26 protein-coding genes are annotated in these 22,603 nt (G+C 61.3%); 13 read left to right on the forward strand and 13 right to left on the reverse strand.

Annotation, left to right across the window (positions count from 1 at the left end; translation table 11 throughout):
* Positions 1-154 precede the first annotated feature (154 nt).
* Positions 155-1,120 carry a DMT family transporter gene (locus JKP78_RS24175; protein ID WP_200627911.1) on the reverse strand — a complete coding sequence of 322 codons (966 nt, stop codon included), beginning with the start codon at positions 1,118-1,120 and terminating at the stop codon, positions 155-157.
* Between the two features lie 74 nt (positions 1,121-1,194).
* Here JKP78_RS24175 and JKP78_RS24180 point away from each other — a divergent pair, with 74 nt between their 5' ends.
* Positions 1,195-2,049 (forward strand): LysR family transcriptional regulator, encoded by an 855-nt coding sequence (locus JKP78_RS24180; RefSeq protein WP_200627912.1) that lies wholly within the window; start codon positions 1,195-1,197, stop codon positions 2,047-2,049.
* A 98-nt stretch (positions 2,050-2,147) separates the two neighbouring features.
* Here JKP78_RS24180 and JKP78_RS24185 read toward each other — a convergent pair whose 3' ends face one another.
* From JKP78_RS24185 to JKP78_RS24200, 4 genes are all read right to left on the reverse strand, one after another.
* Positions 2,148-2,507, reverse strand: coding sequence for a hypothetical protein (locus tag JKP78_RS24185; RefSeq protein WP_186690434.1), 360 nt, complete (start codon positions 2,505-2,507; stop codon positions 2,148-2,150).
* Between the two features lie 229 nt (positions 2,508-2,736).
* Positions 2,737-3,186, reverse strand: a complete 450-nt coding sequence (locus tag JKP78_RS24190) for a carboxymuconolactone decarboxylase family protein (RefSeq protein WP_186690432.1) — start codon at positions 3,184-3,186, stop codon at positions 2,737-2,739.
* Between the two features lie 111 nt (positions 3,187-3,297).
* Complete coding sequence (locus tag JKP78_RS24195) at positions 3,298-3,963, reverse strand: FMN-dependent NADH-azoreductase (protein WP_186690430.1); 666 nt, start codon at positions 3,961-3,963, stop codon at positions 3,298-3,300.
* Positions 3,964-3,993: 30 nt separating this feature from the next.
* Complete coding sequence (locus JKP78_RS24200; protein WP_186690428.1) at positions 3,994-4,476, reverse strand: GNAT family N-acetyltransferase; 483 nt, start codon at positions 4,474-4,476, stop codon at positions 3,994-3,996.
* Positions 4,477-4,566: 90 nt separating this feature from the next.
* On the opposite strand from JKP78_RS24200, the gene pdxR reads away from it, so the two are divergent.
* Positions 4,567-6,003, forward strand: coding sequence for a MocR-like pyridoxine biosynthesis transcription factor PdxR (gene pdxR / locus JKP78_RS24205; protein WP_012314954.1), 1,437 nt, complete (start codon positions 4,567-4,569; stop codon positions 6,001-6,003).
* Here pdxR and JKP78_RS24210 read toward each other — a convergent pair.
* The 4 genes from JKP78_RS24210 to JKP78_RS24225 all read right to left on the reverse strand — a co-directional run bounded on the left by JKP78_RS24210 (position 5,996) and on the right by JKP78_RS24225 (position 9,098).
* Entirely contained in the window at positions 5,996-6,475 is a 480-nt protein-coding gene (locus tag JKP78_RS24210; protein ID WP_058639944.1) for a carboxymuconolactone decarboxylase family protein, read from the reverse strand. The genes pdxR and JKP78_RS24210 overlap by 8 nt on opposite strands.
* Before the next feature lie 643 nt (positions 6,476-7,118).
* On the reverse strand, positions 7,119-8,135 hold the full coding sequence (locus JKP78_RS24215) for an alpha/beta hydrolase (protein WP_186690426.1): 1,017 nt from the start codon (positions 8,133-8,135) through the stop codon (positions 7,119-7,121).
* A 31-nt stretch (positions 8,136-8,166) separates the two neighbouring features.
* A complete protein-coding gene (locus JKP78_RS24220; protein WP_170030361.1) occupies positions 8,167-8,412 on the reverse strand; it encodes a DUF2790 domain-containing protein in 246 nt (81 codons plus the stop codon).
* Positions 8,413-8,579: 167 nt separating this feature from the next.
* Entirely contained in the window at positions 8,580-9,098 is a 519-nt protein-coding gene (locus tag JKP78_RS24225; RefSeq protein WP_186690424.1) for a carboxymuconolactone decarboxylase family protein, read from the reverse strand.
* 128 nt (positions 9,099-9,226) lie between these two features.
* Here JKP78_RS24225 and JKP78_RS24230 point away from each other — a divergent pair, with 128 nt between their 5' ends.
* A complete protein-coding gene (locus tag JKP78_RS24230) occupies positions 9,227-10,051 on the forward strand; it encodes an AraC family transcriptional regulator (RefSeq protein WP_200627913.1) in 825 nt (274 codons plus the stop codon).
* A 12-nt stretch (positions 10,052-10,063) separates the two neighbouring features.
* On the opposite strand, the gene JKP78_RS24235 is transcribed toward JKP78_RS24230, so the two are convergent.
* Positions 10,064-10,942, reverse strand: a complete 879-nt coding sequence (locus tag JKP78_RS24235; protein WP_200627940.1) for a LysR family transcriptional regulator — start codon at positions 10,940-10,942, stop codon at positions 10,064-10,066.
* Positions 10,943-11,048: 106 nt separating this feature from the next.
* Between JKP78_RS24235 and JKP78_RS24240 the strand changes: the two genes are divergently transcribed.
* Positions 11,049-12,050, forward strand: a complete 1,002-nt coding sequence (locus JKP78_RS24240; protein ID WP_200627914.1) for a zinc-dependent alcohol dehydrogenase family protein — start codon at positions 11,049-11,051, stop codon at positions 12,048-12,050.
* Between the two features lie 80 nt (positions 12,051-12,130).
* Complete coding sequence (locus JKP78_RS24245; RefSeq protein ID WP_200627915.1) at positions 12,131-13,096, forward strand: LysR family transcriptional regulator; 966 nt, start codon at positions 12,131-12,133, stop codon at positions 13,094-13,096.
* A gap of 16 nt (positions 13,097-13,112) precedes the next feature.
* On the opposite strand, the gene JKP78_RS24250 is transcribed toward JKP78_RS24245, so the two are convergent.
* Complete coding sequence (locus JKP78_RS24250; RefSeq protein WP_200627917.1) at positions 13,113-13,580, reverse strand: Rid family hydrolase; 468 nt, start codon at positions 13,578-13,580, stop codon at positions 13,113-13,115.
* 229 nt (positions 13,581-13,809) lie between these two features.
* Between JKP78_RS24250 and JKP78_RS24255 the strand changes: the two genes are divergently transcribed.
* The 4 genes from JKP78_RS24255 (at position 13,810) to JKP78_RS24270 (ending at position 18,349) form a co-directional block, all read left to right on the forward strand.
* Positions 13,810-14,496 carry a hydrolase gene (locus JKP78_RS24255; RefSeq protein ID WP_200627919.1) on the forward strand — a complete coding sequence of 229 codons (687 nt, stop codon included), beginning with the start codon at positions 13,810-13,812 and terminating at the stop codon, positions 14,494-14,496.
* A gap of 93 nt (positions 14,497-14,589) precedes the next feature.
* Positions 14,590-15,018 carry a helix-turn-helix domain-containing protein gene (locus JKP78_RS24260; protein ID WP_200627921.1) on the forward strand — a complete coding sequence of 143 codons (429 nt, stop codon included), beginning with the start codon at positions 14,590-14,592 and terminating at the stop codon, positions 15,016-15,018.
* Between the two features lie 74 nt (positions 15,019-15,092).
* On the forward strand, positions 15,093-17,804 hold the full coding sequence (locus JKP78_RS24265) for an AAA domain-containing protein (RefSeq protein ID WP_200627923.1): 2,712 nt from the start codon (positions 15,093-15,095) through the stop codon (positions 17,802-17,804).
* Between the two features lie 152 nt (positions 17,805-17,956).
* Positions 17,957-18,349, forward strand: coding sequence for a YkvA family protein (locus JKP78_RS24270; RefSeq protein ID WP_170030352.1), 393 nt, complete (start codon positions 17,957-17,959; stop codon positions 18,347-18,349).
* A gap of 99 nt (positions 18,350-18,448) precedes the next feature.
* Here JKP78_RS24270 and JKP78_RS24275 read toward each other — a convergent pair whose 3' ends face one another.
* Positions 18,449-19,663 (reverse strand): aldose 1-epimerase family protein, encoded by a 1,215-nt coding sequence (locus JKP78_RS24275; RefSeq protein ID WP_186690410.1) that lies wholly within the window; start codon positions 19,661-19,663, stop codon positions 18,449-18,451.
* A 340-nt stretch (positions 19,664-20,003) separates the two neighbouring features.
* On the opposite strand from JKP78_RS24275, the gene JKP78_RS24280 reads away from it, so the two are divergent.
* On the forward strand, positions 20,004-20,522 hold the full coding sequence (locus tag JKP78_RS24280) for a hypothetical protein (protein WP_186690408.1): 519 nt from the start codon (positions 20,004-20,006) through the stop codon (positions 20,520-20,522).
* Positions 20,522-20,908 carry a hypothetical protein gene (locus JKP78_RS24285; protein ID WP_186690406.1) on the forward strand — a complete coding sequence of 129 codons (387 nt, stop codon included), beginning with the start codon at positions 20,522-20,524 and terminating at the stop codon, positions 20,906-20,908. The genes JKP78_RS24280 and JKP78_RS24285 overlap by 1 nt, the downstream gene beginning before the upstream one ends.
* 230 nt (positions 20,909-21,138) lie before the next feature.
* Here the strand turns inward: JKP78_RS24285 and JKP78_RS24290 are convergent, their stop codons facing one another.
* The gene (locus JKP78_RS24290) at positions 21,139-21,516 is read right to left on the reverse strand and encodes a histone-like nucleoid-structuring protein, MvaT/MvaU family (RefSeq protein ID WP_170029410.1); all 378 of its coding nucleotides are present in this window, start codon (positions 21,514-21,516) and stop codon (positions 21,139-21,141) included.
* A gap of 468 nt (positions 21,517-21,984) precedes the next feature.
* Between JKP78_RS24290 and JKP78_RS24295 the strand changes: the two genes are divergently transcribed.
* Complete coding sequence (locus JKP78_RS24295) at positions 21,985-22,188, forward strand: hypothetical protein (RefSeq protein WP_186690404.1); 204 nt, start codon at positions 21,985-21,987, stop codon at positions 22,186-22,188.
* A partial coding sequence (locus tag JKP78_RS24300) for a hypothetical protein (RefSeq protein WP_200627925.1) occupies positions 22,185-22,603 on the forward strand: 419 nt, incomplete at its 3' end. The genes JKP78_RS24295 and JKP78_RS24300, both read left to right, overlap by 4 nt.

A 22,603-nucleotide genomic window follows, 5' to 3' on the forward strand; every position in this document is an offset into this window, starting at 1 on the left:
TCCGGTTCGATACGCGGGCAGACCAGGTTTCCTGGAGCTGGGCTATTGCCCGCTCATGCCTGGCCGATGGGCCACACTCTAGAGAATCACATCCCGGCACGCGCCTTACGAAACTGCACGGGCAACGTTCATTACTGTCAGTCTCACCGACACCTCAGCGAGGGGTAGGGTGGTTGGGCTTGCGCTCATCGCGGCTGGCTTGCCGGGCCTCGGCGCGTACCACCAGGCAGATGCCGACCGCCGATAGCGCCATCCCCGCTGCCATCGGCCAGGACAACGGCTCATCGAACATTGCCCAGGCCCAGAGCAGGGTGATCGGCGGGCTGAGGTACAGCACGCTGGCGACACGGGTGGCCGAGGACCTGCGCAGGCAGGCCCAGTACAACCCATAGCCGCCAAGCGTCGACAGGACTGCGGTCCACGACACGCTCAGTGCAAAGTCTGCGCTGGCAACCGGTGCCAGGCTGCGTTGGCTGCCTTCGATGGCGGCGAAGGCGAAGCTGGAAACGAAACACTGCAGCCAGAGGTTGGGCAACAGGCCCATCGGCTGTACCTCGATGCGTTGTTGCCACAACGTGGCGACCGCCAGCGAGCACATGCCGGCCACGGGCAGGCCATAGGCCCACATCGGTGCAGTGCCCAGCATCAGCGCATCGTGGGTCACCCACAGCACCCCCAACAGCCCGACGATCAGGCCGACCCACACCTGCAGCGGCAGGCGCTCGCCCAGCACCAGCGCTGCGAGAAGCGCCATGCCCAGCGGCAACAGGTCGGCACATAACGCGGCCAGACCGGCGGGCACACCCAGGGCAATGCCCTGCGTCACGCCGGTCAGGTAGCCCGCCATGGCCAGCAGGCCGATGCCGGCGTGGCCCAGCAACACGGCAAATGGCGTATGACACAGGGCACGCCAGACGAACGGCAACAACAGCAGGCTCACCACGAGGCAGCGCCAGAACACCACCAGCAGGGCGGGGGCATGGTCGATGGAAAAGCGTGCGCCGATAAACCCGGAACTCCAGGTCAGCAGCAGCCCGGCTTCAAGCAAGGGCAGCGGCAGGGCCCGCTGCCAGGGACGACGGGTCGGCGTGGGGAGCGGGATCGGCAGGTGCTGGTTCATACCCCGACACTACGAAATCGGCGTAATCTGATAAATCAAAAATATGTGCAGCAGTTCTTTACGGATATTGAATCATGGCGACCACGCTCGATATCGACCTCCTGCGTACCTTCCATGCCGTGGTGCGCATCGGCAAATTCAGCGCTGCGGCCGAGCAGCTGCATAAAAGCCCGGCAGCTGTCAGCGTTCACATTCAACGCCTGGAGGCCGTCGCCGGCGGCAGGTTGCTCAATCGCGACAACCAGTCCATATCGTTGACGGCCCTGGGCCGGCGGCTGCTGAATTCGACCGCCGAGCTGTTACGCACCCACGATCAGGTGCTGGCAGAGCTGCACGGGCCGGATCTGGCCGGGCGTATCACGCTCGGTGTCCCTGACGAATACGCGGCTCATGTGATTCGCGATATCCTGCCGATGTTCAGCGCTGCCTGGCCGAATGTGGTGCTCGAACTCAGGACCGGGCCGAGCCATGCCCTGAGGGAGCTGGTCCGGCGCGGCAAATTGCAGGCAGCGGTCATCGCCCAGGTCGAAGGCACGCTCGGGCCCGATGCCGAGCGACTGCTGTCGACCACGCCGGTCTGGGTCGGGCCGATGAACGCAGCAGCGGTACTTCACGACCCGTTGCCGCTGGCTGCCCATGCCTTGCAATGCCCCTATCGTGAGGCCATGGTCGAATCACTCAAGGCCTCGGGACGCCGCTCGCGCATCATCCTTGAAAGCCACTCCAACCAGGCCGTCAAAGCCTGTGTGGAGGCCGGGTTGGCCATCAGTGTGATCGACCGGGCCAAGGTCACCGAGCGTATGCAGATCCTCGAGGGGCTGCCGGCCATTCCCGACCACGACATCCTGTTCGTGCGCAGCCCGGCATCGGGCGGGGATGCCGCCGTGACTTTGCTGGCGCGGGCGATGCGGCAATCGTTTAGGTTGTAGGCAAGGGGCGCGTGTTCAACCCCCGTGGCTTTCCCACGGGTGTTCAATCGCCTTACAGGGGGCGCGCGAGCAAGGCCGATGGGATGACCGATCGATCCTCAGGACGCACTGGGTTTTTTCTCGAATGCGGCCTCCAGTGCCTGCTCGATCTCGGCAAGCCTGTATTCGGCGCCTGCCCCCACGGCCGCAGTCTGATTGGCGCAATTCACCAAGAGCTCCAGTGTCGCCGGGAGGTGATCGCCCGGAAATTTCCGGAGCACGAAATGAACCGTCGCATCACTGCGCCAGGTGGCCTGATCCATGGACCAATGCGGGTTGGTGAATGCAAAAATGACCGCCTGGGTGTGCGTATCAAAGAGGGAGGGCACATACACCCATTGGCTGTTGCGCGCTTCCCAGGCGGCGACCCTGACTTCGAATCTGCCGCCTGGAGCGACGATTTTTTCCATTTCTTCCATTTACCACAGCTCCTGGGGCGGATGTTCAGCATCTGGAGGTAGGCTGCAGCAATTAGTCGGCAATGGATAGCGAAGCCGTAAAATCGCTGGCCGTTTCTTTGCGACTGGCCGCTTTCGACCCATAGCGGTCGTTCGGAAAGGGCAGCAATTGGCCTGAAGCAGACGGTACGCGATAGGAGCGAGGTGCCGTCTCCGAAGTATTACCTCTCCAGGCCGAGTCACTAGGTCATCAAGCCCTAGCCGCAGGTTTGAGTCGGAAGCTGACGCCCATACGGTTGAACGCATTCATTGCGGCAATCGCCGCTGTCAGGTCAACAAGATCCTTTTCAACAAACATCGCCGATGCGGCTGCATAAGCTTGGTCGGATACCTGTGTCTCGCTTACCCTGGTGACTTCTTCCGCCCAAGCCAGTGCTGAGCGCTCCTGATCCGAGAACAAATATTGCGCTTCATGCCATACCGGCACTAACAGCACCTTGTCCACTGACATACCTGCTTTGATCAGATCGCGTGAGTGAAGATCAATGCAATGAGCGCAGCCGTTGATTTGAGACACCCTGAGAAACACGAGGTGGATCAACGAGGCTGGCAAATTTGTCGCGGTGGTCACGAAATGATGCACGCCGCCGAGGGCCTTAGCTGCACCAGGCGAAGCTTCAAACCAATTGAGACGATTCATGATTTCTTTTCCTTTGTATGAGCGATGAAGAGCGTGGCCGCTTGTTGGCATACGGCCCAGTTGAGATGCAAACCTAAACACTTGGAGTAGATGTCGGGCCTGAAGCGGACTTTAGACTTGATCCACTCGACGGCTATGCCTAACAAAGTACGCCCGCACATCACCGTACCCTGTTGCCCTTCCAGTATTCAGTGACTCCCCCCCCTTGGCGGTACCCTCAACGGTGAAGTAATGCACCTGAGTGAGACCGATGGTGGCAAGGACGGCGGACAGGTAGGGGCGCAGAAAGTCCGGTTGACGGGCCTGTGGGCCGTTGATGTAGCCCCCGCTAGCGATTGCGACGTAAACCGGACGATCCGTCAGATTTCCGACTTTGCCTTTGGCGGTGCCCACAAACGTTTTGCCCACGCGTACCACGTGGTCGATCCACATCTTGAGTGGAGCGGGCACGCTGTAGTTGTGCATCGGCGTGGCAATCACCAGTACGTCGCATGCTTGCAGTTGGTCGATCAATTCGTTGGAACGGCTCAACGTACTGTCCCGCCCACTTGCCGTGACTACGCGTTGATTCGCTAATGCCTGGGCGTAAGGGGCATCGACTGGGGCCACGGTGTTGAGGTCTAAATCGGTCAACTGGATACCCCTTCTGCCGGCCTCGGTGGCCAAGGCGAACAGGATCTGCTGGGACAGCTTCAGACTTTCCGAAGCCTCTGCATTGGGGCTGGTGACCAGTCGAAGAATGCGCAAAGGAGCAAGTGGCTGTTGGGACGATGTCATGAGGTCTGCCTTCTTGGATGTGCATGCGGGTTATGGCGTATCGAACTGTTTTTGAAAGCGCAGTGCACCCGTCAACAGGCCTTCACGGAAGTAGAAACGTTGCGCGCGGGCGTTGGCCAAACCCGTGTCGAGCACCAGGCGTGCACAACCGCTGGCGCGCGCCAGTCGTTCCAAAGCTTGCAATAAGCGCGATCCCCACTGGCCACCCCGCTGAGCCTCGGCGGTTACAAGGTCATCGACATACAGGAATGCGCCGTAGACCAGGTTTTCCTGAAAGCGGTAACTAGCCAGTGCTACAAGAACGCCTGCGTCATAAGCGCCAATCAGGCGATAGCCTTCAAGGCGCATACGCTCGATGCGGCTGACGAAGTCGGCTTCGCTCGTCAGATGAGGGCGCAATTGCTGCATTACCGGGAATGCGCTGCACAGGTCATGGGTGCTGTCCAAGGGACGCAGGGCGGTATCGGCCAGGTCGAGCACGCTGGGTATGAAGTTAAGCAAAGGGAATTTCATGGGAGGTGCCCTCATCAGTAGGTGATGGAGCTATATTGGACTACCATTGACCCACTTGATTGATCCAAGAAATGGGATATGAACTAGGCCATGATGACCTCCCCCAAGCCGCCTTTTGCTCCCTTGGAAGAGCAGTCCGCCTTGCCCCTTTATCGTCAACTGTACGACCGCGTGCTGGCCGCCGTTGCCGCTGGCACGTTGTCCCCCGGTGACCGCTTGCCGTCGGCGCGCGCCATGGCTAAGGAGCTGGGGGTGGCACGTGGCACCGTCGAACTGGCCTATTCGCTGATGGCCAGCGAAGGGTACCTCCTGGCGCTCGGGCAGAAAGGCACCGTAATCAATCCTGAACTGCAGAAGCCTGTGTCAGCGGCCACCGTATTGCCAGTCAGCAGCCAAGTGATCGAAGACGCGCCTGATTCGCTCTGGCGTCCACCGCAGCTGTTGCCGTTCCAGATGGGGGTACCGGCGCTGGATGCATTTCCGCGCAAGATTTGGGCGCGTCTCGGTGCTCGGTATCTCCGTGGGATGCGTCTGGGAGATCTGGACTATCCAGCACCCCACGGCCTGGCAGCGTTGCGCAGCGCCATTGCTTCGTATCTGCAGGTGTCCCGAGGTATCGATTGTGGTGCCCATCAGGTGTTTATCACCAGCGGTTGGCGCAATAGCCTGTCCTTAGTCGCACATACCCTGTTGCAGCCAGGCGAGTGCGCCTGGGTGGAAGACCCGGGCTATCCCACTACGCGCCAGGTGCTTCGCCAGTTCGGCCTGGACCTGGAAGCGGTGCCGGTTGATGCAGAAGGCATGAACGTAGAACACGCCATCGCGGGTTCTCGGGCTGCTCAGGTTGTCATGGTGACACCAGGGCATCAGAGCCCGCTGTCGATGGCACTGTCGCTGCCACGCCGACAACTGCTACTCGATTGGGCTGCCCGCACCGGTGGCTGGATTGTCGAGGACGATTACGACGGCGAGTACCGCTACGTCAGCCGTCCACTTCCAGCGCTGGCCAGCTTGGATCGCCATGGGCGCGTGCTGTATGCCGGCACCTTCAGCAAGGTGCTGTTTCCCGGTATTCGCCTGGCTTATCTGGTGGTGCCGCAGGCGCAGGTGGCAGCGTTCGAGCGCGTCGGACGGGCCTTGTTTGCTGCCGGGTCACCGTCAATTACCCAGGCTTTGGTGGCGGAGTTCGTTGCCGAGGGACACTTCGCTCGGCATATCCAACGCATGCGCCGCCTCTACAACGAGCGACGGGCATTGACCATCGAAGCACTGGAGCGGAGTTTGCCGAAGGGTATGCAGGTGGAACGCTCGCCAGGCGGTATGCACCTGGTACTGCGTTTACCGGAGGACGTAAGCGACACCGCCCTGGCCGAGCAGGTGCTGGCGAGGGGCATGTCGGTACAAGCGTTGTCGCGCTGGGCTGCCTCATCGCAGCGTCAGTCAGGTCTGCTCCTGAGTTTTACCAACTGCGCCACGACTGCTCCAGGCGAGCAGCTTGGCGCGTTGATCAGCAAGTTACTCAGTTGAGGTTGGCCTTGTTCAGGCCGAAGAGTTCATCGGACGAGCCCGGGATCGCCTGGAAAGCCACATTGAGGCGATTCCAGCCATTGATGGCGACGATTAGGAACGACAAATCCGACAGCTCCTGCTCGGAAAACTGCTCACGCGCCCTCGCATACAGGCTGTTGGAGATACCATGAGGCGGCAGTTGGGTCAGGGCTTCAGTCCACTCCAGCGCCGCCCGCTCTGCTGGCGAAAACAGCTGTGACTCACGCCAGACGGCCACGTGGTGAAGACGCAGCTCGCGCTCGCCATGGATCTTGGCCTCTTTCACATGCATATCCACGCAGAACGAACAGCCGTTGAGCTGCGAAGCGCGCAACATGATCAGGTGGGCAAGATCGGCCAGTAGCGGCTTCTTGCTCAGTTGCAGGGTGAGCTCCACCAGTTTATTGGACGCTTGGGGAGACAGTTTGAAGTAATCAAGGCGGTTGTTCATGGGGTAGTTGCTCGTAGTGGGTGGATGGTTGTTGGAGCCCACTGTAGCAACGCTTGGAATAGCCCCACAGGGCCAAAATGGTAGCTTCGAACTAGGCCATATCTGTATCGAAGTGCGCCATGATCACCTATCGAGCGATAGGGTCGAAGGGGGGCAATAGGCCGTTTATTGGCCTCCGCGAATGGCCGCAATGGGTCGAAAGCGGCCAGTCGCGGAAGGCTGCTTACGACCCGTAGCGGACTGTCCTGCCTTGGGGCTTGCGTGGTGGATGATGTGTTTGCCTGAAGATCTTCGTTGCCTATGAGATCGAGCGCCGCCCGCGCGGCGCATCGCGGATAAATCCGCTCCTACATTTTGTTGCAACGTGGCCATGCCTGTGAGGCCACGGTTGTCAGCCTTGTTGGCACGACGGGATGTTTGGGGGGCATCGATGCCGCCTCGCATGCCTTGAGACATGCACCAAGGCAGGCAACCATGGCGTAACAGGTTCGGCACGTTGCAACAAAATGTAGGAGCGGATTTATCCGCGATGCGCCGCGCGGGCGGCGCTCGATCTCATAGGCGCTACATACCGTTAGGCGAACACATCCGAATCCACGCCGCGCTACGATCCCAGGAAGATGTCAGTAAGCCGCAACCCCGATCACTGCAGGTGCTGTCTGATCGCCTGGGCCGCCTGGTCCATCGCACTGCGCGTACCGGGCACCTGGCCGAGCACGTTGAGCAGGCCGAAGTCATGGATCATGCCGTTGTAGCGCACGGCGGTCACCGGGACACCGGCAGCGCCCAGCTTGCGCGCGTAGGCTTCGCCTTCGTCGCGCAGCACATCCATCTCGGCAGTCTGGACCAGCGCGGGCGGCAGGCCTTTCAACTGCTCCAGGCTGGCGCGCAGCGGCGAGGCATGGATGTCGTCACGCTGCCTGGGGTCGCTGGTATAGCTGTCCCAGAACCACTGCATCATGTTGCGCGTCAGGAAATGGCCGTCGGCGAACTGGTTGTACGAGCCGTTGTTGAAGTTGGCGTCGGTCACCGGCCACAGCAGGGCCTGGAAGCGCAGCTTCGGCGTGCCGGCCTCCTTGGCCTTGAGCGCGACAACCGCTGCCATATTGCCACCAACGCTGTTGCCTACCACCGCCAGACGGCTGCCATCGACGCCAATCTGCTTGCCGTTTTCGGCAACCCAGCGGGTGGCGGCGTAGGCCTGGTTGATGGCGGTGGGGAACTTCGCTTCCGGTGACGGGGTGTAGTCGACGTACACCGCCGCCGCACCGGAGCCGAGCACCAGGTCGTGGATCAGGCGTTCGTGGGTCGGGTAGTCACCCAGCACCCAGCCACCGCCATGGAAGAACATGAACACCGGCAACTCGCCTTGCGCCCCCTGTGGGCGTACCACGCGGATCTCCAGGGCCTGGCCGTCGACCGCAATAGTGCGGCGCTCGACCTGGGTGCCGGCAACGTCGACCTTCACGCTGGCCTGGGCGCCAGTGAGCACGGCACGCGCGTCTTTCGGCGCCAGGGTTTCCAGCGGTTTGCCGCCACCGGCTTCAAGGGCCTGAAGGAAAGCCTGGGTAGTGCTTTCCACACCGGGGCTACCGGCGGCGAAGGCACTGTTGACGGCGAGCGCAAGCAGGCCGACGGCGAGGGGGCGGGAGAGTTTCATGGTCAAGCTCCTGGGGCGCTGGGTAAGGTGATCAGTTCTGGTTGGCGGAGGTGGTCGGGCGCAGGTAGCTGACCTTCTGCACCTTGCCGTCACTGTCGCGGTAGGTCAGGGTGGCGGTGCTGGTGTGCCCGCTGGCGTTGGCCGGGGCATCTATGGCGATGACTTGAGCGATGTCCAGGTGCGTGCCGTACTGGTACGGCGAGGCGGTCTGGGCGAAGGCACCGAAGCTGGCACCGAAGGTCAAGGTGGCGATGGCGATTGCTTTGCTGAAGTTCATGGTCATGCTCCGTTAGCTGGGATAGTGGAATCAGCATCTGCTTGCTGGTTGATTGGTATGTTGCGCGATAATAGTTAGTGCGCAAAATATATTTCCGTAATGGTCCTGATTGAAACGCTGCATCAGCCCCGGGCATCGCCGCTGAGCGGCGACGTCGGGTGGTTTGGCTAGCGTGCTGCCGGCGGGAAATCGATATCGGTAATGGCGATGTTGTTCAGGTAGTTTGTGAGGGTTAACAGCGTCACCTGCGCCACCACCTCGACGATCTTGCCATCGTCGATACCCGACTCACGGGCTGCTGCAATCTGCTGGTCGCTCAGCTGGCCGCGGCTTTCGGTGACCTGGCGCGCCAGTGCGGCAACGGCGCTGAGCGTGCCGCTGCGGGCCTGGCTGATTGCCTCTTCGCTCAGGCCCGCTTTGCCTGCAAAGAAAGCGTGCGCGGCCAGGCAGTAGTCGCAACCGTTCACCTGCGAAGCGGCGAGGGCGACCACTTCACGTTCAGCGGCGCTCAGCGAGGTTTTGCCCAGGGCTTGGGCCAGGCCCAGGTAACCGTTCAATACAGCAGGGGAGTGGGCCAGGGTGCGGAAGGCGTTGGGGATGAAGCCGAGGCCTTTCTGAATACCTTCCAGAGCGGTGCGCGAGGCAGCAGGTGCCTGGTCCAGCGAGAGGGCTGCGATACGAGTCATGGTCATTCTCCAAGGGTTGATTAACGGGCTTGTCGATCAAGCTTGGAGTCAATGTTAGGGAGCTGGGCTTTCCTTTCGGCTGCAGATCATCGAAATTATGCAACAGATCGTCTAAACCCGAGTGTGCCATGGACCGATTGTCGACGTTGCTCAAACACTTCAACCTGCATGCCGCCACCTTTCACCAGGGCGCCTTCTGCGGCACCACCGACCTTGATGGGCAACAGCGGGTGGGGTACGCCCACCTGCTGCGTGCCGGCCGCCTGGCCTTCAGGGACAAGCACGGGCAGGTTGTGGAACTGAACGAACCGAGCCTGATCCTGGCGGTGCGCCCGCAGGCACACCGTTTGGTGGCGACCGAAGCCGATGAGGCGGAGCTGGTCTGTGCCACCTTGCAGTTCGAGGGCGGTGCCAACAACCCACTGACCTTGGCCTTGCCGGATTTCATCATCAAGCCACTGCGCGAACTGCCAATGCTGACCGGTACCCTCGACTGGCTGTTTGCCGAAGCCTCCGGCGACGAATGTGGCCGCGATGTCATGCTCAATCGCCTGTTCGAGCTGATGGTGGTCCAGCTGCTTCGCCACCTCATCGCCAGCCGCAGCATTACCTCGGGGATGATGGCCGGGCTGGCCGACGCCCAGCTCTCGCGCGCACTGGTCGCCATCCACAGCGAACCACAGCACAACTGGTCGGTGGCGCAGATGGCTGATCGTTCAGGCATGTCGCGGGCCAGCTTTGCCGCGCATTTTCGCCACACCGTGGGCATGACCCCGGCCGACTACCTGGCCAACTGGCGCATCAGCCTGGCCCAGAAGCGCCTGCGCGAGGGCCGCCCGATCGCGCTGATTGCCGATGAGGTGGGCTACGAAAGCCCGTCGGCCTTGGCCCGGACTTTCCGGCGCAAGGTTGGCGCTAGCCCGAAGGCCTGGCTGAAGCAGGGTTCGGCATAGGGCCAGGGGCGCCTACAGGTGCTCCCGGAGAAAGTCGACGAACGCCTTGGTGCGGGCGGAACGCCGTCGCTCGGGGCTGAATACGGCGCTGACCGGCAGTGCGGTGGCCTGGTAATCGTCAAGCACGCTACGCACGCGGCCTTGCGCGGCATCGGCTGCGAACAACCATTCGGGCGACAGGGAAAGGCCCAGGCCGCCGAGCACCATTTCGCGGATGGCCTCGCTACTGTTGCTGGTGACATTGCCTTTGATGGCAACCTCGAGCGCCTGCTCCCCGCGGCTGAACTGCCAATTGTCATAGTGCGTCAGTAGGGTGAAGCCGATGCAGTTGTGGCCGGCCAGTGCGGCGGGCTGGCGTGGCTGCCCGTAGCGCTCCAGGTAAGCCGGCGCAGCGTAGACCCGGCGCACGCTGCTGCCCAGGGGCACGGCCACCAGGCCGTCGTTTTTCAGCACCCCGATGCGGATGGCGACGTCGATGTTTTCCGTTAGCAGGTCTTCGTTGTGATCGTTCAGCCGCAGGTCGATCCGCACTTCAGGGTAGCGCTGCAGAAAGCTGCCAATCAGCGGTGCTATGCACAACCGCCCGTAGCTCACCGGCGCGGCGATCCGCAGCGGCCCTGCAATCTGCTCCTGGCCACTGGCAAAGCTGCGCGTGGCGGATTCCAGCTGGCCGAGAATCTCGTGGCAGTGATGGTAGAACCGCTGCCCTTGGTCGGTCAGGGCCAGCTGACGGGTACTGCGGGCAAATACCGGCCCGCCCAGGTAGCGCTCCAAGGCGCGGACCTGTTTGCTCACCGCAGGTTGTCCGATGTTCAGTTCGCGAGCGACCGCTGAAAACGACCCACGCTCCACCACGCGTACGAAGACGCGCATGCTGTCGAACAGATCCATTGCCATCTGGCCTCTCTGCGGAATAAGTCCTATGCCAATCTAGTGTCTTATCGGAATGAACGTGGCGGCGCAACCTGTAAGCGTCCACTCAATCGAGGTTGCCATCATGAAACCGACCATGCTCGCCGCTATCGCAGAATCCGCCCAAGCCCCGCTGGCTGTGCGCCACATTGCCCGCCCGATACCCGGGAAGGGCCAGGTGCTGGTGCGGGTCCACGCCGCAGGCGTCAATCCGCTCGATACCAAGATCGCCACCGGCGCAGGCGCGCATGCTCGCCAGCCGCTGCCGGCGGTACTCGGCCTGGACCTCGCCGGCACGGTCGTCGAACTGGGCGAGGCGGTCGAAGGGTTTGTCGTCGGTCAGGCAGTGTTCGGCATGGCCGGTGGCATCGGTGGGGCCCAGGGCACCATGGCCGAGTACATTGCGGTGGATGCCCGGCTGGTCGCAGCCAAGCCGCATGCACTCGCCATGAGCGAGGCGGCTGCGTTGCCGCTGGTATTCATCACGGCGTGGGAAGGGCTGGTCGATCGCGCCAATGTCCGCCCTGGCCAGCGCGTGCTGATTCACGGTGGGGCAGGTGGGGTCGGCCAGGTGGCGGTGCAGTTGGCCAAGGCACGCGGCGCCGACGTCTATGCCACCGGTTCGGCGGCCAGTCTCGATTTCATTCGCGCCCTGGGCGCCACGGCAATCGATTACCGGGCGCAGAGCGTGGAAGCCTATGTGCAGCAGTACACGGCCGGGGAGGGGTTCGATATCGTCTATGACACCGTAGGCGGCAGCACCCTGGATGCTGCCTTCCTGGCGGTCAAGCCTTATACCGGCCACGTGCTCAGTTGCCTCGGTTGGGGCCAGCACAGCCTCGCGCCGTTATCGTTCCGAAGCGCCACCTACTCGGGCGTGTTCACCCTGGCCCCGTTGCTCACCGGCCAGGGGCGTGAACACCACGGGGCTATCCTGCGCGAGGCGGCTGCGCTGGCAGATGCCGGGCAGTTGCAAGTGCGGGTGGACCCGCGGCAGTTCGCCCTGGCAGATGTCAACGAAGCGTTTCGCCAGGTCGCGCAAGGGCGTGGTACGGGCAAGACAGTGATCCGCTTGTCCAGCGACTAGCTACCGCGACCGTGCAGACGACTTGGTTCAACCCGGTCGCTTCTCGTATCATCGGCGCATTCGCCTGTGGATCGGAACCTGTGCAATCACTCACTGGAAAACTTCAGCCTGCTTCGGCAACCCCTGCGAAGTGGGACGCAGGCGAGGCCGTCAGCCAGTTGTCGTGGGACGACTTGCGCATCATCAAGACCCTCAGTGAGTGTGGCAATCGTGCCGCTACGGCCAAGAAGCTCGGGGTGAACGTGTCCACCGTTTCGCGGCGCATTGCCCAGGTCGAGCGCACCCTGGGTATCGCCCTGTTCGATCACCGCAAGTCGGGCTACCTGCTCACGGCCGAAGGTGCCGAGCTGCGCGCGCTGGCCGAGCGTGTGGAGCTGGACATCGTCAGCGTCACGCGGCGTGTTTCCCGTGCCGGCCAGGGCCCCCTCGGCAAGCTGCGGATCACCACCAGCGACTCGCTGCTGCTGTATTTCCTCACCCCGATCATCGCCGAATTCAAGGCGCTGAATGAGGGCATCACCCTGGAAGTACTGGTCGGCAACCAGACCTTGAGCCTGGCCCGGGACGAGTCGGATATCGCCATCCGGGCGACGCGCAAACCTGCCGACAGCCTGGTCGGCCGCAAGCTGGCCAACATCGCCTGGGCGCCGTACTGCTGTGCCGGCCAGGCAGGCGCTGTCGCCCTTTTCGAAGGGGAGCAGCCATGGGTCTCGTATGCTGCCGCGCTGTGCGGTTTGCGGGCAACGAGTTACGTCGAGAACCGAGTCGCCCCCGAGCGCATCGTGTACCGCACTGATTCCGTCGCTGCAGCGAGCGCGGCCATCGCGGCAGGGCTCGGGTTCGGTTTTCTCCCCTGCATGCTGGGCGACATCACCCCGGGGTTGGTCCGTGCCGGCCCGGTGGTGCCCGAGCTGCAGGATGAACTGTGGCTGTTGACTCACCAGGACATTCGCAAGTCGTGGCGAGTCAAAGCCTTCATGACCTTCTGTGCCGCCGCCGTGGCCGAGCAGAAGCCCTTGGTCGAAGGGCACCTCCCAGCCAGCTGAGGCCAGCCCGGGCGAGCTAGCGCCCGGATGCGCCGGCGCCAATCACGGCCTTGCAGGCGATCTCGATCAATTGCGGGCGCTGGGCAAGCCTGGAGACACCAATGATGTTGCTTGCGCACTGAGGTCGCTCAGTGCCGTATGCCGCCTTGCGTACCTTGCCGACGACGGCGAAGGCCGCGTCCATGTCCAGCACGTAGAGCGTCTCCTCGACCACATCCTGCAAGGTTGCGCCATACAGGGCGAGCAGCTTGGCAATGTTGGCGTAGGAGGCCCGCATCTGCTCGCCCATCGCCGAGAAGTCACTGGGCCTGCCGTCGGTATCGAGCGGCGCCGGGGCGACCAGGTTGCCGTCCTCGTCATGGTTGAACTGGCCCGACACATGGATCTCGTTACCGACCCGGCGTGCCTGCGGATAGCCATAGGCATCCTCCCAGGGAACGCCCCAGTAAGCGGTGTCTTTGTTGAGTGGTTGTGAAGCTGCCATGTGCATTCCCCTGCAGGTGAGCGGGCCGGATTGACCCGCATGGACAGGCGAATGCTAGCAGCACATCGCCACGCCTGATGGCGCAAAAAAGAGCTTCCATGAGCGCAAAAGTGCGCCACCGATGCCTGCCGGGTTTCGCTATCTTGTGCTCGACCTCAAGCGGCGACGACGCCGAGGCATGCACCACGAACGGTGCGACTGACCATCATCCAGCGGAGAGGAAACAACCATGCGCAACCCTAAAACCGAAGTTCTGACCCCATTCAACAGCCAGCTGATCTTCATCGACCAGCAGCCGCAGATGGCCTTCGGCGTGCAGAGCATCGACCGCCAGACGCTGAAGAACAACACCGTGGCCCTGGCCAAGGCGGCGAAGATTTTCGACGTGCCCACCACCATCACCACGGTCGAGACCGAGAGTTTTTCCGGGCACACCTACCCGGAGCTGCTCGCGGTGTTCCCGGACGCTCCGCTGCTGGAGCGCACTTCGATGAACTCCTGGGATGACCAGAAGGTGCGTGACGCGCTCAAGCGCAACGGCCGCAACAAGGTGATCGTTTCCGGCCTGTGGACTGAGGTGTGCAACACCACCTTCGCCCTGTCGGCGATGCACGACGCCGGTTATGAGATCTACATGGTGGCGGACGCCTCCGGTGGCACCAGCAAGGACGCCCACGACTACGCCATGCAGCGCATGATCCAGGCCGGCGTGGTGCCGGTGACCTGGCAACAGGTGCTGCTGGAATGGCAGCGCGACTGGAAGAACCGGGCCACCTACGATGCCGTGATGGCGCTGGTGAAGGAACATTCCGGCGCTTACGGCATGGGCGTCGACTACGCCTACACCATGGTGCACAAGGCGCCTGAGCGCGTTCAGCATGGCCCGACTCTGGCACCGGTGGTGGCAGCTGTCTGAACCGTCACCGGTAGCCCCTGTAACGGGGCTGGTGGTGGATGCAAGGGTGCGCCGCAGCAGGCGCACCCGGTTACTGTGTGAATGGGTGAGAACATGGATAAATCCACCGTGCCGGCCGTTGCGCCGGTTCCAACGGCGCCGTTCGGCGCCTGGCAGGTAGAAGCCGCCAAACAACTCATGCTGGAAAAGCTCGACACCGGCATTTCGGTAGCCGAAGTCGCCGAAGCATGCGCATTGTCCCGCAGCCACTTTTCGCGCATGTTCAAGCAACGTACCCGTATGCCCCCGCAGCAATGGCTGCGCGAGCAGCGGGTGATGAAGAGCAAGGCATTGCTGGAAACGTCCACCATGCTGCTCGTGGACATTGCACTGACGTGCGGCTTCTACGATCAGTCCCACTTCTGCCGGACCTTCTTCAAGACCGAAGGCATGACGCCGCAGAGGTGGCAGCAACAGGCGTTCGGGAGTCATCGTCGGCATACAGCGAAACGCACAGCCCGCTATCGACCCTGCGCACAGTAGTGGCACTATGGCGCCTCACAGGAAGAGAGTCCGGTGCACGTAACCGGATGTCATGCGCACAGGACCAAGGGAATATGGTTTCGATTCAGGTGGACGGTGAGGACAAGACCGCAACGATCAGCGACTGGACGATTCGCTGGAGCGACAAGTACGCAGCTCTGGCACTGACCTGTCATTTTCCGTCTGGGAAAAAATACATCCGCCCGCTCAGTAACTGCAGGGTTTCACCCTCCCGCGAATTGAGCAATGTGCTGCTGTCCAGGCCCGGCAGCACGATCGTCAAACCTATCGAAAAGGCCGTGATCTACGGCGAGCGATATGCCGTGGTGCATTATCCGGGTACCGACATGCCCTATGTCCACAAGCTGGACGGCATCGTCTTCACCGCGCCTACCTCGATCAGGGATACGCCGGTGTTCGCTTATTTCAAGGCCGTTGCGAGTGCCCGGCAGGCTCAAGCGCAGTCAGAGTCCGATCGTGAAATAGCCAGCAATGTCGTGGCGCAACTGGGCAAACTGCCTGCCAGTGCCAGCACGGCCTTGCAAGCCTATTGCACCGGGCGTAACGGCACGCTGGCGCCAGGCCAGGGGCTCATTTATCCGTTCGGGCTGAACGAAAGCCAGTACCAGGCTGTCGAGCGGGCGTTCAGCGCGCAGATCAGCGTGATCGAAGGCCCACCGGGCACCGGCAAGACCCAGACTATCCTCAACATCCTCGCCAACATCCTGTTGCGCGGGCAGACGGTGGCGGTGCTGTCCAACAACAATGCGGCTGTGGCAAACGTCTACGAGAAGTTGGAAAAATGCGGCCTGGGCTACCTGGTAGCCAAGCTTGGTAAAAAGGAAAACCGCGAGGCCTTTTTCGCCAACCTGCCTGCGTGGCCCTCCAGCACGCCCGGACCGGCACCGTCCCTGGAAGACATACAGACCTTGCTGGCCCGCTTGAAACAGCACCTGCAAGACCACAACCGGGCGGCACAACTGCAAATCGAACTGGACGAGCTGGTCATCGAGCGGCGCTACCTGCAGCAGTGGCAGGCAGAAAACGGTGTGCAGGCCACGGGCTCGTTGGACAAATACGGCCTGACCCCGCGCAAGACGGCCGACCTTATGGCCTACCTGGCGCACCTTGGCGAGCAGCGCGTGCAGCTCAAGGACCGCATCGAGCTGCTGTTCAAATTCAGAATCTTTCGCACCACACCATTCGCCGCGGGCGAGGCGCGCATGGCTGCGTTCCATGCCCTGCAGATGCATTACTATGACAAGTCGCAACAGGCCAAGGAAGCCGAGCTGCGGGCGTGCCGTGAGTCGTTGGCGCGGGCCAACTTCACGGCGCTGCTGGAAGCGCTGACAACGGCATCGATGCAGCATCTGAAGCAGCATCTGCAAAGCCGGGCAGCGCCGCGAGGCAGCTTCGATGGCAAAATCTACCGCAGCGATTTCGATGCCTTCGTGCAGCGTTTCCCTATTCTAGGCAGCGGCACGCATTCCATCGTCAACTCGATCGCGGCGGGGGCGATCCTCGACTACGTGATCATCGACGAAGCGTCTTTGCAGGACATCGTGCCGGGCATCCTGCCACTGGGCTGCGCCAACAACCTGATCGTTGTCGGTGATAACCGCCAGTTGCCCTACATCCCGGTGAAACTGGGGCTTCAGGCGCCGGCCGAGGCCTACGATTGCGAGCGCTACAGCCTGCTGGATTCGTGCATTGCCGTGTTCCGGGACGCACTGCCAAGGACGTTGCTGAAGGAGCATTACCGATGCCACCCGAGGATCATCCAGTTCTGCAACCAGCAGTTCTACGACAATGCGCTGGTGCCCATGACCGTGGATAACGGCGAACAGCCCCTGCGCCTGGTGGTCACCGCCAAGGGCAACCACGCACGCAAGAATACCAACCTTCGCGAGTTGGAGTCGTTGCTGAAGGTGCTCGAGGACGAAGGGCAGCCTGTCGTCGTGGACCCTGGAGGCCGCGGTTATATCGCCCCGTTCCGGGCCCAGGTCAGCCTTTCCGACAAGCACCTGCCGACGGACTTCGTCAATGACACTGTGCACAAGTTCCAGGGCCGCGAGTGCGACGAAATCGTCTTCTCGACCGTGCTGGACAAAAAGCGCTACAACCAGGCGCAAGGACGCCTGGACTTCGTCGACGACCCTTGCATGATCAACGTGGCAGTGTCGCGGGCCAAGCATCGCTTCACCCTGGTGACCGGTGATGATGTATTCACCAGCAATAATGGCCACCTCGCCGCCTTGATCCGCTACATCAGCTATTACGCGCAGGATGAGCAGATCGTCCGTGCGCCGGTGGTGTCGGCATTCGACTTGTTGTACCGCGAGTATGACCAGTCCCTGGCACGCCTGAACGCTCGTCTGCGGCCGGAGGATTCACGCTACAAGTCCGAGCAGATCGTGGCACAGTTGCTGCGCGAGGCGCTGTCGGCCCCGGCGTGCCAGGCGCTGAAGTACCACACGCAGATCCGTCTGGATAAGCTCGCATCGCCCAGTAATCCCGCCTGGACGGCAGCCCAGCGGGCGTTCATGAGGCGCGCCAGTTGCGATTTCGTGATCTATTACAAAGTGGGCAAGACACCGGTAGGGGTGATTGAGGTCGATGGCGGCTATCACGACCACCCCGTGCAGGCGGCGCGGGATGCCATGAAGAACGAAATCCTGGCTGGAAGTGGCATTCCCATTTTGCGGCTGCGGACGGTTGAGAGTGATATCGAGCGCAGAGTTGGCGAATTTCTTGGGCAATGGGCCAAGCCGGTTCCGGACGCCTGAGCAGCTGGGTCTGAGGCTGGCACTGAACAAATGCCACGCGTTTATCTCCCAGAAGCATGGATAATGCGCTGGATTGACCATTGCCGAGAACCGTTTGCCAGGCGGTTGGCTGCGAAAGGCACACATCAACTGACTGCGAGGACATTTGGTACATGAAAGCTTTGCTGGACCGTGCACGCCAATGGGCCAAGTCGCTCAAGCGGCAAACCATGGTGCTCTGGTTCTGTTACCAGCACTCCGATACGCCGTGGCTGCCCAAGTGGATAGCGGTGTTCGTGGTGGCCTACGCGCTGAGCCCGATCGATCTCATTCCAGACTTCATACCCGTGCTGGGCTATCTGGACGATGTGATCATCTTGCCCCTTGGCATCCTGTTGGCAATTCGCCTGATGCCGCCGGCCGTGCTCGCGCAGTGCCAGGAGCAAGCCCTGGCGTGGGAACAGAGCCAGGTGAAGCGACCGGTCAGCGTTACCGCAGCGGTGTTCATCGTACTGATCTGGATAGCCGTGCTAACGGGGGCGTTACTGGCTTTCGCTCATTACTGAGCGCTTGTCCGAGCCTCGCGAATCCCACCGCTTGATGACTGCTTACCCGCTCAACAGATGACCTGAGGCCAGCCATCGGCTGGCTGGCCTCAACCGACATCAGCCCTTGCTCAGATCAACCAATGGCGTCTGCCGCACCTCGGTTTCGCGCCCGCCCTGGATCTCTTCCACCTGCTGCAAGGCCTTGTCCACCGCTGCCTTGTCCGCCAACAAGCTGTAGCGGATATGGAACTGCCGGTGTTCCTTGGGGCCGATGGTCGGCACCAGGTTCAGTGGCCGCTGGTAACGGCGGTTGTAGGAAAAACTTGTCCCCGGCTCCAGCCCCGTGACATAGCCCTGGCCTTGGGTGTCGGTATTCTTCCACAGCGAGAACACCGGCAGCGTGCCGGTATTGAAACCGACCGCAACGCCCAGGTTGCCAGCCTTGTTGTGCAGCACGGTCAAGGTATCGCCCTTGGCATCGGCATACGGCACCACGTTATAGACCGTCTCGTCATAGTCCCGGGTCGGCGCGCGGTAGGTCTGCCAGTTGGGCAGGTCGCCCTTGGCCTTGTCGTTGAACGGCGACACCTGTTTCACCGGCGCGGCGAAACGCGCGCCTTGCTCGAGGAACGGCGTGCTGAAGTTGCTGTGGTACAGCGCCTGGTATTCCTTCGCATAGTCGCCATTGTTGGTCAGCGTGTCGTTGACGGTGAACGCCACGCTGCCGGGCTCGGTGACCAGTTCGGTAGCGACGGCGAAGTCGACCTTCTTGAACGCCTGTTCTTTCAGTTCGCCACGCAAGCTGATGGCGTACGGTGGTTTCTCGTCGATGTGCAGGGTGACTCTGTTCGCAGGGATGTTGGCGGCGCGGCCGTGCAGGGTCAGCAGCTCGCCATTGTCGATGCCGGGGTGGCCGACCCATTCGTAACCGCAGCGGGTGACCAGCTCGTTGAAGCCTTCCAGCCAGCCCAGGCCATTGCGCCCGTTGAGTTCGATGAAGGACGGGTTGACCACCTCCTTGACCGGTGAATCCCAGCCCAGCCGCACCGTGCCGACCGAGGCCTGCAGGATGTTCATGCCGCGCGTCGGCACGACCGACAGTTTCATCCTGCCGTTATCGATGTCGACGATGCTGACACCCTCCTGCCGCCCCCCGTGCAAGGTGCGCAGGGTCACGCTGAAGGGCTTGTCGGTCTTGACGCCCAGTTGCTGGCTGGTGATCTGCCAGTCCTGGGCGGCCTTGTCGGTGTCGAGCAGGACGTAATCCCAGGCCATGGCGTGGGAGGTCGCGCACAGGGCGCTAAGCGCAACGAAGCGTTTGAGGCGAAACATGGGCAACATGCCTTTCTTGGAATTGTGCCCATTTTATAGACCTACAAAAACGTTTCAGCAAGCGCGCCAGACGGTGTTTTCGGCGAAGCCCTGGTCAGCTGATTGATGATGGGGTTCGTAACGCTTTGCCAGCACGGAATTCTTCGTCGATGGCCGGGGACTCGACAAAATCTCCGAGGGGCCGCGGTTGGGTTTCTCGGGATTTCATACAGAGCCTAGTACGAACGTGCTAATTGACCCTGTCTTCGCCGGTTTCGTATAGTCCGTGCAGGATTAGTGAAATCGGGATAGGACATCCATGAGCTACAGACTTCTACCACTTAAGCGATGGCTGGCCATCGTGTCCATGACTTGTAGTGGCATGGCCATGGCCGCACAAGCGCCAGGCGATTACTGGATCATCTACGGCAAAGGGGAACGTTTGCACAACGAAGTGTACGTTGCCGATAGTGCCGGCATCCTGCAAAAGCCGGGTGGTGTGCAGTCGGCGCAGATCATGCAGTTGTTTGAAGACCCTGCCTATCCAACCCTCGTCGCCTATGAAGTACAGGTCAAATGTAAACAGCGCCAGATCCGCCTGGACAGCGCCCGGGCGATACGACGCTTCGACGGCGCGGTGAAGGATGTGAAAACCAATGCCCGCGATTGGGTCGCACCGAAGGACTATTGGCTACAGCGTACCTTTGCCTTCGTTTGTGCCCCTGATAATCGAGCACGCAACCAGATGTTGTCGATCGGTAAGATGCCGGCCACGCAGATGGTTGCCACCGTCCAGGCCATGTTCAGTCAGTTGGTCGGTGTCCAGGCAAACAGCCAGGCGGTACAAAAACTGGACGACATGCTGAGCAACAGCCCGTGATGTACATACGTTTTCTGCCACTCGGCCTGATGCTGTTGACTCTGCCTGGTTGTATCCCGACCCTGCCGGAACTGTGCGCTGGCCACCAATGGCAGGGGCGTGACGCCAAACAGGCGATTGACTTCTTCGGCCCGCCTGGGCACATGGAGCCGTTGCCGGGTGGAGGTGGGGTGCAGTTGGGCTGGTACCGCGACACCACCTACGTGCGTAAGGAAGTAGTCGGCAGCACCGCTGAAATGCAAGGCAACGTGATGGTCCATACCAATTACTGGGATGACGTGACGCATGCTGGTGGTTGCACGATCCTGATGAAGGTGAACAAGGCACGGCTGATCAGCGACTTCTCTACCAAAGGGCGCTGTAACGGCGTCAGCCTGGCGCCTTAGGCTCTGTACGAGATCCCGAGAAACCCAATCGCGGCCCTCGGAGGCTGAGATTTTGTAAAGTCCCTATCGTTATTGGCCGTCCACGCCTGGTGCGCGCCTACCGCCAGCGCGATGGCGGCCACCGCGACCCACAGGCCACTGGTGTTGGCGGCGCCTCGTAACTCGCCAGCGCCGGCCGGAAAGCTACAGGGCATTTGTTTTCCTGGCAGAGTAGGCGTTGCGCCAGAGTGTCAGTACCACACAGTTGTCCAGCGTTTCACCACCTCGCGGCCGTATTGTTGAATCCACAGTTGCAGCGTTTTGTTTAACGTGCTCTTCGCTTCGATCATCTCACCGGTGTACGGGTTTCTGTAGTACTTGCTTTGTCGTGCCTTGAAGCGGTGGCGTGGCGGAGGGGGCGACCATGAGTGTCGGGTGTCTTCGTATTCGATTCCACTGATCGCCAATATATCCGACAGGTCGAATTGGTACTCGGCGAGCAAGTCGTGGAGTTTGCCTTCGAACTCGAATTCTCGTTTTAAATGAGGGTCGACCTTTATGAAGGACAGATCGGTTTTCTTGGCGGCGAGCAAGTATTCGAGTGCACGGAACTCTGCGAGGCGAGACATGGGATTCCTCCATTGCGTGATGAGGCTAGTGTTAGCGCCCAGCAGGCAAGAATGCAAGTGTCGAAATATTTTGTGAAATCTTCGTTCCGAATTTAAGTGTGGAGGTGGGTTTCATGTTTAGTGATTCTCTTTGGCTGTAAGTTGATTCCCACATTGAACATTGCGCAGAGGTCGCTGAAGCTGAGGGAGTTGCCTTTGGAGGGTTTGGTCGGTACATTCTGGGTATGCAAGACGCCTGGGTTTATGCCGCTATGCTCGCGTAGAGGGTATTCAATGCCTAAATTATTTATGGGCTAAATTAGATATGCGATTTACCGCAGGTGAAGTTCGGTTGCCCCAATAAAAGCAAATCAAATTGGTTTCCGATAGGTATTCGGTGGCTGATTAATAAATAGTCGGAAGCCGCATCTACACGCGCTAGGAAGAGCGCGTATTACAGGCACAGTTTTTTATTAAAGGAGGACAGGGATGTTTGTCCGCGCGAACCAGACCCCTTTCAGCTTGCACCTCAGCCGCCTGGAGCATGATGTCCAGGGCCTCGTCCATGCCGCTGGTCGCAGGCTGGCCAGTGAACGCCGGTCGCTGCACCCGAAGCACCTGCTGCTGCAACTTACTGCGCTCCAGTCCGGCGACGCCTGCTACGGTCTGCCGAACAGTGCGGTGCTGGCATGACCGACGCCAAACAACGCGAACCCCAGGTCGCCGTCGCCCCGCTCAACACCATCGACGCCAAGGACGTCGGCCGTGGCGCCGCCGCCTTCGATGCCTGGCTGCAGTCGGTCAGCGGCGGCTACGTCACCCTCGAACGGATCAAGACCGTGGCCGGCGCGTTGCCGGTGGTGGGCAACATCATGGCCCTGGTCGATGCCCTGGGCGACGTGGTGACCCTGGTCAAGAGCAAGAACCGCCAGCTGCTCGACTGGGTCAGCCTGGGCATCAACCTGATCGGCGTGTTGCCGGCACCACCGACCATGGCCGCGGCGCGCATGAGCCTGCGCCCGACCCTGTTCCTGGTGCGCCAGGAGCTGCGCAACAGCGCCAAGATGCTGCTGGGCGATTCGCTGATCCAGGTACTGATCGGCCACCT

The organism is Pseudomonas sp. LAM2023 (genome assembly GCF_016620375.1).
Lineage (GTDB): Bacteria > Pseudomonadota > Gammaproteobacteria > Pseudomonadales > Pseudomonadaceae > Aquipseudomonas > Aquipseudomonas anuradhapurensis.